The sequence below is a fragment of the Kitasatospora sp. NPDC088742 genome, assembly GCF_055584905.1.
The window spans coordinates 115,944-124,667 of sequence record NZ_JBVJLD010000022.1 but is presented as its reverse complement, the minus strand read 5'-3'; the positions used below and the strand labels follow the sequence as shown (position 1 = coordinate 124,667).

Here is an 8,724-nt window from a genome sequence, read left to right as displayed (position 1 = left end):
CGGCCGCCCACGACCAGCCCCACAACTTTCTCGCCGGTCACCGGGACCTCGCTTTCTTGGGGTGCGGTTGTCGGTAGGACCCGCGCCGCGCCGGGACGCCGGGGCTCCCCGGCGCGGCTGTGCGCGATGACGGCGGGTGCTACAGGCCGATGTCGCACAGGGTCAGGTCGTCGAGCGATTCGCGGCGCGCCAGCTCGCGTGAGTCGCCGTCGGCCACCGCCACCACGGGCGGGCGGCCGACCATGTCGTAGCCGGAGGCCATCGACAGATGGTAGGCGCCGGCTGCCGGGACCGCGAGCAGGTCGCCCGGGTGCACGTCCGCGGGAAGGGTGACGTCGGCGGCCAGCACATCGCCGGCCTCGCAGTGGCGGCCGACGACCGTGACACGCTGCGGCGCGGCCGTGGTGTGACGGCCGATCAGGCGCGGTTCGTAGCGGCCCCCGTAGAGGGCGGGCCTCGAGTTGTCGCTCATCCCGCCGTCCACCGCGATGACGGTGCGCGCACAGGTGCGCTTGACCGACAGCACCCGGTGGACCGCCACCCCGGCCGGGCCGATCAGCGCCCGGCCCGGCTCCAGGGTGAGCCGGGGCACGGCGAGGCCCACCTGGGCGCATCCGTGGGCGAGTTCGGCGTGGACCCGCCTGGCGAGGGTGGTCAGGTCGAGGGAGGGCTCGCCGGGGCGGTAGGCGATGGCGTGGCCGCCGCCGAGGTCGAGTTGGGGCAGTTCGATGCCGTGCTGGTCCCTGATCCGGGCCATCAGGCCGATCATGCGGCGCGTGGCGGCCTGGTAGGGCTTGACGCTGTCGATCTGCGAGCCGATGTGGCAGTGCAGGCCGACGAGTTCGAGCCGCGGCTGGGCCAGGACCCGGGCGACGGCCTGCTGGGCAGAGCCGTCGGTGACGGAGAGGCCGAACTTCTGGTCCTCGGTGCCGGTGCGCACCGCCGCGTGGCCGCCGGCCGCGACGCCGGGCACCACCCTGATCAGGACCTGCTGGCGGCTGCCGGCCGGGACCAGCGCGGCGAGGCGGGTGACCTCGGAGGCGCTGTCGATGACGATCCGGCCGACGCCGTGCCCGACGGCGGCCCGCAGGTCCTCGGGGCTCTTGGCGCTGCCGTACATCACGATCCGCCCGGGCGGGAAGCCGGCGGCCACCGCCAGGCCCAACTCCCCTGCGGAGCAGACGTCCAGACCCAGGCCCTCCTCGTGGACCCACCGGGCCACTGCCCGGCACAGGAACGCCTTCGCGGCGTAGACGACGTCGGCGTCCGGGAAGGCCGCGCGGTAGCTGCGGCAGCGCTCGCGGACCTCTCCCTCGTCCAGGACGTAGACGGGTGTGCCGTAGCGTTCGGCCACCGTGGCCAGCGGGACTCCGCCGACGGCGATGTCCCCGCCCGGGGCGGTGCGCGCGGAGGCGGGCCAGACGCAGAGGCTGTCGCCTGCCGGTTGGACGGCGGGCGCGGGCGGCGCCGGAGCAGCCGGGCGGACCGGCGGCTGCGCGATGGTCAGGGCGGTGACGCCCATCGGCGCGGCGAGCGCGCGCAGGGCCGGCTCGGCGAGCCGGATCCACGGCTGGTCCGGGCCCAGCGCGGCCACCAGCAGCCGCTCGGCGCTGAACCTGACGGCCGTGCGGCCGCCGAGCGGAGTACGGAAGAACCGGGTGGCGCACCCCAGGGATCCCGGCCGGACGGGCACGTACAGCGGTCCGGCCGGGACGGGTTCGCAGGGCTCGGGATCCTCGGTGCACTCGCACTGCGGCACGGCTGGTTCCTCCTCGTTGCGGGGACGCCCTCCCACCGAGGCGCGGGTGGGCGCGGTCCTGACGCTACGCCCGCGAACCCCGGCCGGCGCCACCTCCCTGACGTGCGCTTGACGCGGATGCCGTGCTTCATGACGCGACACTGACGGACCTCGTGCACCGCCGTCAGCGGTACTCGCGCAGCCGTGGGCGGACGCCGAGGACGGTCAGGACGGCGACCAGGGCTGGCAGGGCCGCGCCGGTGAGCGCGAGGCGGGCGTCGAGGTCGTCGTCGGCTTCGTCGACCGCACGGTCCATGGATCGCTGATTGATCGTCAGGACCTCGTCGAGAGCATCGCTCAGACGGGTGAAGTCGGCATTCGACTGGCCGAGTGAGGTGCCGGTGTTGAAGGTCACGGCCTCCTTCAGCCTTCCCTGGCTCCGGAGTTCACGGATCGTCCGGTCGTCGCGCTGGTACGCCTCGAAGGCCGTCAGGACCTTCTCGGCGGCCTGCTGCTCGCCGGGGAAGGTGATGTTGCGCAGTTCGACGCCGAGATGGCCGTCGAACGGGACGGCGGTACGGTCCGCCCGGTGGGTCTCCGCGGCGGCGGCGAGCCGGGTCGTGTAGTCGGCGAGGGTGGCCGCGTCGGTCCGGGCGAAGGCCTGGGTCTTGTCGAAGAAGCTCTGTTCGTAGGCCACCGCCCGGGACGGGTCGGCGAGGTAGCGGCTCTCGTCGGCGTTCATGTCGTACGCCAGCGCGCGGGCCTGGCTGAGGGCGATCACGGAGTCGTAGGCGTTGCGCTTGGCGACCTCCAGGTGGCGGCCTGTCCGGGCGGTCAGGGCGAGGCAGGTGACGAGTGCGAGGACGAGCAGGACGGTCACGGCCGCGAGTTGCGGGTTGACCAGGCGTCGGAAGCGCCTGGTGAGGACGGTCTGGAGGGCGGCGAGCGCGAACAGGGCGGCCAGGCCGGTGGCGAGGATCCACCAGCGGCCGGCCGTCAGGGCGGTGCTCCGGTCGGTGTAGGTGGCCTCGACGGTGGCGGCGTTGGCGGCGGTGACCTGCGCGGCCGCGGGCAGCAGCGTCTGGCGCAGCAAGTCGGTGGCCTGGCGGTAGGCCTCCAGGGTCTGGGCCGAGGGCCTGCCCGCCGGGGCGGCGGCCTGCTCCGCCAGCAGCCGGACCTGTGCCACCAGTGCCTCGTAGCGGCCGAGTTCACCGAGGACGGTCTGCACCGCGATCCGGCCCGCCGGGTCGCCGGCGGCGGCCTCGGCGGCGGCCTGGAGGTCACGGTCGGCCTGGGTGCGGCGCTGCTCGTAGGTGTCCAGGGTCTGGCGGCGCAGGGCGGTGTAGTCGGGGTCCGCGCCGATCAGCAGGAGGTTGGCGACCTGGGCGTCCATGTCACTGAGCGCGAAGGAGAGGTCGGCGGCCCGCACCGCCTGCGGGGCGGAGCGGTGCCCGATGGTGTCGATGCCCTCACGGCTTCCGGCCAGCACCGCGGCAGCCGCCGCGGCGAAGCCCAGACTGGTGGCCAGGCACAGCGCGGTCAGCGCGCGGACCAGCCGGGGCGTGTTCCACCAGGCACCGGCCAGCACCGCGCCGCCGCGCCAACGCGCTTGGCCTAGCGGGCGGTTAGGACTGTGGCCGGCCGCCCTCGACCACCGTTCGCCTCCCGCTCTGACCGGTTCCCCCGTGACCGCCATGACTGTCTGTCCTCTCCCCCGACCGGCCGGCTGCCGGCGCCCACCGGGCGCTCCGCACGGTGGATCACCCGGCCGCAGACGCTAGGGCCCGGTGGTGCGGCGTCCGCTGGTCCTAACTCGTCCTTGACGCGCAAGGGTGATTTCCTGACGCATCGTTGGCACCACGGGACGGGACGGGAACGGCCGAGAGCGCGGCGGCGGGCCGGGCCGTGCGTCGAAGCCGCCCCCTGCGACCTCGCGTGCGCACGACCGTTGTGGTCCGCTGCCGCGCTCTCTCCTCATCACCTGGCCGACGCCGGTGTCCCGGTGGAGCGTTCCCCACCGGTGTGGAAGGAGGGCGCGTCCCCCACGGAGCGCCCCGCCTTCCTTCGTCGATGACACTACGTTCCGGATCGGTGGGGTCCGGTTTCCCTGACGCCGCGTTGTCGCCGCTGCGGCAGATCTTGACGCCGCGTTGGCACCGGGCAGCCCTGGCCCTGCTCCGGGTGGTGTCAGTCCAGGTAGCCCATGGAGATCCGGCAGTGGCCACCGGCCGCACGGCACTGCTCCTGTTCGCTCTCCTGCGGGATGCGGCGCGGGCCGGCTTCGGGGCGTGCCGGCCGCGGCGCAGGCGAGCTGGCGGAGGCCGGGGCCACGACGGTGGTGCTGGTGACCGGGGCAGCGAAGGGGAGCGTGGTGGTCATGTCCTCGTGCTTCCTCGAAGGTGGTGGTCCGGTGCGGCGGGCCGCACCGGACGCTTCATCAGCCCTCGGGCTCGACGGCCCGCCGAGCAGAGGCCTGCTCCCTCCAGTGGAGCGCCCGAACCGCTTGCGCGCACCGGCCGTTGACGCGTCGCTGACGCGAAGGCGCCGTACTTTGACGCGTTCCCCGCCCGGCGCAGGTGCGGACTGCCCCGAGCAACTTCTCGAGTGTCCGGCGGGGCAGCCCGCGCGGCCCGCGAGGGCAGCGTTCGCGGGCGGGTCGTATGGATGGCATCAGGGCCGCCGAGAAGCCGGATTTCGGGGCCTAGCGTCCTGCCCTGTCGCGACGCACACCGTTCCCGCTCCGCAGAGGAGAGCGCATCACCGTGTCACCCCTGTCCCAGCTCAAGCGCGCCCTGGCCACCGGCCTGGCCGCAGCCGCCCTGGCCACCGGCCTGACCACCGGGCTAGCCGCCCCGGCGCAGGCCGCCGTCGACAAGACCTGCGGCACCCCGGCCGTCCCCAGCGGCGGCAACTGCATGACCTCGCTGATCAGTTCGGCCTTCGACACGATCAAGCTGATGCGCAACGCCGCCAACTCCAACAAGCTGGACAACGCGGCGTTCACCCAGAACACCGCCTCCAAGCTGAGCGAGAAGTTCCCCGGCTTCAACGTGCTGGTGTTCAAGACCGTCGGCACCGACCTGTACGAGACCGAGTGGTTCAAGAACGAGTACAAGGACGACATGAAGGGGGTGCTGCTCGACACCACCTTCAAGCTCAACCACTTCATGGACAAGGAGCAGCGGGAGCCCAGCGGTTACGACAAGTTCCGTATCTGGGTATTCCAGGGTGACTCCACCTTCCGCAACCGCGGTGACGGCGGGTTCATGAACTGGGCCTTCATCGGCCAGGATTCGGACACCGTCAAGAAGGAGTCCTGGACCTGCCGGATGGGCACCGCCCGCCCCTACAAGTGCGACGGTGACGTGCGCACCCTGCACTTCCCCGCCCGCGCCGGCGTCCCCGCCAGGACCGGCAGCCTCACCCCCGACTCCAGCGCCCCCGGTTACCACGCCTGCCTGGACGTCAGCGGCAACAGCAGTGCCAACGGCACCCCCGTGCAGATGTGGGAGTGCAACGGCGGCGACGCGCAGCGCTGGACCTACAACGGCTACAAGCTCCGCGCCGCCAACGGCAAGTGCCTCGACCTGGCCGACAACCGGGCCGCCAACGGCACCAAGCTCCAGGTCTGGGACTGCCTCGAAATCCCGGGCCAGCGCTGGCACATGTCCCCCAGCGGCGGACTGCGCCACCTGACCGACCTCGACGACCGCTCCCGCGACGTCTGCATCGACGACTTCAACGGCGCCACCGCCAACGGCAGCCCCGTCACCGCCTGGGCCTGCGGCTCCGAGGACCGCCGCGACGCCCCCAACCAGAACTGGGCCTGGGGCGGCACCCCGCCCACCACCGACCCCACCACCCCGCCCGCAGGCGGCGCCGACGTCATCCTCAAGCTCGACAACGGCCTGGGCGCCGTACCGCTCAGCGGTTCCGCCGGCGCCGCGGTCGTCCCCGGTCTCCGGGGCGGCAACGAGTCCAAGTGGAAGCTCACCTCGGTCGGCAACAACCGCTACCGCATCACCAGCTCCTACGGCCTCGAACTCACCGAGAGCGGCGGGTACATGGCCGAGCTCCAGCCCTGGAGCAACTCCTCGAAGCAGAAGTGGGAGCTCTACGGGGTCGGCAACGGCCGCTACCAGATCCGGATCTCCGACGACGACTGCCTGGCCCACAGCTCCGACTTCAAGCAGCTCGGCGTCTGGACCTGCGAACGCGGCTGGAAGCAGGAGTGGGTCCTCGAATCCACCAGCGGCGGCGTGATCACTCCCGGTGAGCCGGGCAAGCCCAAGCCGCCCACGGGCGGCGGCGGTTCGAGCGTCCCGACCGACCGGCCGCTGTTCCTCAAGCTGGACAACGGCCTGGGCGCCACCGCCCCCAACGAGACCGCGAGCTGGGGCGCCCCCGTCCTCGGCGGCATCCTCGGGTACAAGGGCTCCACCTGGACGGTCAAGTCCCTCGGCGGCGACCGCTACCGGATCGTCAACGACCTCGGCTACAACCTCACCGAGAACCCCGACACCTACGTCGCCGAGCAGCAGGCCTGGGGCGACACCTCCAACCAGAAGTGGCAGATCAAGAGCGCCGGCAACGGCAAGTACCGGATCCAGATCTCCGACGACGACTGCCTCACCCACGACTCCGACCACAAGCAGCTCGGCGTCTGGACCTGCGAAGGCGGCTGGAAGCAGGAGTGGTCCCTCCAACTCCGCTGACCGGCACCGGCCGGACCGCTCCTGACCGAACTACCCGACGTGGACGCGCGGGCGGCGGGGGCGGTCCGGCTCGGCCTCGCGGAGCACCTCGCGGGTCACCGGGGCGACCTCGCCCTGGCCGAACAGGAAGAAGCGGAAAAACTGCGCGAAGGGGTTGCCCTCGGTCCACTCGAAGTAGATGTGCGGCTGCAGCCCGGTGCGGTCACGGACCGTCAGGAGCAGCGCCGCCAGGGCGTTCGGGACGCTGGAGCTCTCCAGCGTCAGCACCCGGTAGCGGCCGTGCAACACCTCGCCCCGCACCGACAGCGCTGCCTCGAACTCGGACGGGTCCCGCACGGTGACCTCGACGAAGACCAGGTCGTCCTCGTCCGGAATGTCATTGTCGGCGCGGATCTGCCGCTTCTTCTCCCGGTACTCCGCCACGTCCCGCTGGTCCGGCTCGTTGGCGATCAGGCGCAGCGGGCGGTGGGTGTAGTCGCGCAGGAAGCGCTCGGCGGCCTCGTCCAACACCACGTCGGTGACCCGCAGTTCGAACACCCGACGGAGCCGGGAGAGCAGCGAGACCAGCACGATGGCGGCGATGAAGCAGGCCCCGATCTTCACCCCGTCGGGCCGCTCGGCGACGTTCACGGCGGTGGTGTAGAGGAAGACCACCGCGATGGCGGCGAAGGCGATCGTCCAGCCGCGTTGGCGGGCCTTGCGAGCGGCGATGGTGACCGCGATCGCCGCCGAGGTGATCAGCACCAGGACGCCGGTGGCGTAGGCGCCGCCCTGGGCGTCCACCGAGGCGTCGAAGATCCAGGTCACCAGGAAGGCGATCAGGGTCAGCACGATCACCATCGGCCGCACCGCCCGGGCCCACTGCGGGGCCATGCCGTAGCGGGGCAGGTAGCGCGGCAGCAGGTTGAGCATCCCGGCCATCGCCGAGGCGCCGGCGAACCAGAGGATCAGGATGGTCGAGAGGTCGTAGACGCTGCCGAAGGCGCTGCCGAGGTTCTGGTGCGCCAGGTAGGCCAGCGCGCGTCCGTTCGCCTCGCCGCCCGCCTCGAACGCCGCCTCCGGGATCAGCAGGGTGGTCATGAAGCTGCTGGTGATCAGGAAGGCGCTCATGATCAGCGCGGCGGTGGTGAGCAGCTTGCGCGCTCCCCGGATCCGGCCGGTCGGCCGCTCCCCGGTGTCGTCCGGGTCGCCCTCGATGTGCGGCATCACGGCCACGCCGGTCTCGAAGCCGGACAGGCCGAGCGCCAGCTTGGGGAAGACCACCAGCGCGACCCCGACCATGGCGAACGCGTTGCCGTGCTCGGCCGTCAGGGCGGTGGTCCAGTCCTGCACGACGTGCGGCTCCTGGGTCAGGTGCCACAGCCCGTTCCCCACCACGACCACGTTCAGCGCGAGGTAGACCCCGACCAGGACCACGGCCACCCCGATGGCCTCGCCGAAGCCCTTGAGGAAGACCGCTCCGAGCAGGGCGATCATCACCAGGGTGATCGGCACCTCCTTGCCGTGCACTGCGCTGCTCAGGTGCGGGTTCTCCACCACGTGCGCGGTGGCGTCGGCCGCCGACAGGGTGATGGTGATCATGAAGTCGGTGACCGCGAAGCCCAGCAGCGCGAGCACGAAGAGCTTGCCCTGCCAGAACGACAGCAGCCGCTCCAGCATCGCGATCGACCCCTCCCCGTGCGGGCTCTCCTGCGCCACCCGCCGGTAGACCGGCAGCGCGCCCGCCAGCGTGACCACCACCAGGACGACGGTGGCGACCGGCGACAGCAGGCCGGCCGCCAGGGCGGCGATGCCCGGCTGGTAGCCGAGGGTGGAGAAGTAGTCCAGGCCGGTCAGGCACATCACCCGCCACCACCGCGCGCCCCGGTGCCCCGACGGGCCCTGCGCGTGCGGTCCCGGGTGCTGCTTGGCCCGGTCGGTGAGGCCCTCCAGCATCCAGGCCCGCAGCCTGGCCCTCCGCGACACCGCCCCCGACGCCGCCAGCGTCTCCACTGCGCCCACCGCACCGCTCCGTCCGCACCGTCGGCCGCCACCGGGGCCGGTGACACGGCGTCAGACTAGGCGATCATCAGCTCACCGCCCGTCAGCATCGCGCCGGTGTCCACTCTTCGGCGGCATCGGAACCCCCGGGCGGCCGACGCACCACCTCGCGCTGGCAGCCGAACTTCCCCGAACGGGATTCCTGACGGATCCCTGACATGAATCCCCTTGTCCAGAACCGGTTCGGATCGGCAGGGTGGATGACACCAAAGGCCTTACATACGAGGGGAT

At 72.1% G+C, this 8,724-nt stretch carries 5 protein-coding genes; 1 reads left to right on the top strand and 4 read right to left on the bottom strand.

The window, feature by feature from the left end; translation table 11 throughout:
* Positions 1-139 precede the first annotated feature (139 nt).
* The 3 genes from lysA to ACZ6ZR_RS19210 form a co-directional block, all read right to left on the bottom strand.
* Positions 140-1,759 (bottom strand): diaminopimelate decarboxylase, encoded by a 1,620-nt coding sequence (gene lysA / locus ACZ6ZR_RS19220; RefSeq protein WP_465643799.1) that lies wholly within the window; start codon positions 1,757-1,759, stop codon positions 140-142.
* A 163-nt stretch (positions 1,760-1,922) separates the two neighbouring features.
* A complete protein-coding gene (locus ACZ6ZR_RS19215; RefSeq protein ID WP_465643797.1) occupies positions 1,923-3,326 on the bottom strand; it encodes a hypothetical protein in 1,404 nt (467 codons plus the stop codon).
* A 599-nt stretch (positions 3,327-3,925) separates the two neighbouring features.
* Positions 3,926-4,117 (bottom strand): hypothetical protein, encoded by a 192-nt coding sequence (locus ACZ6ZR_RS19210; protein WP_465643795.1) that lies wholly within the window; start codon positions 4,115-4,117, stop codon positions 3,926-3,928.
* A gap of 383 nt (positions 4,118-4,500) precedes the next feature.
* Here ACZ6ZR_RS19210 and ACZ6ZR_RS19205 point away from each other — a divergent pair, with 383 nt between their 5' ends.
* Complete coding sequence (locus ACZ6ZR_RS19205; protein WP_465643793.1) at positions 4,501-6,453, top strand: ricin-type beta-trefoil lectin domain protein; 1,953 nt, start codon at positions 4,501-4,503, stop codon at positions 6,451-6,453.
* 30 nt (positions 6,454-6,483) lie between these two features.
* Here ACZ6ZR_RS19205 and ACZ6ZR_RS19200 read toward each other — a convergent pair whose 3' ends face one another.
* Entirely contained in the window at positions 6,484-8,388 is a 1,905-nt protein-coding gene (locus ACZ6ZR_RS19200) for an APC family permease (RefSeq protein WP_465643811.1), read from the bottom strand.
* Between the last annotated feature and the right edge of the window lie 336 nt (positions 8,389-8,724).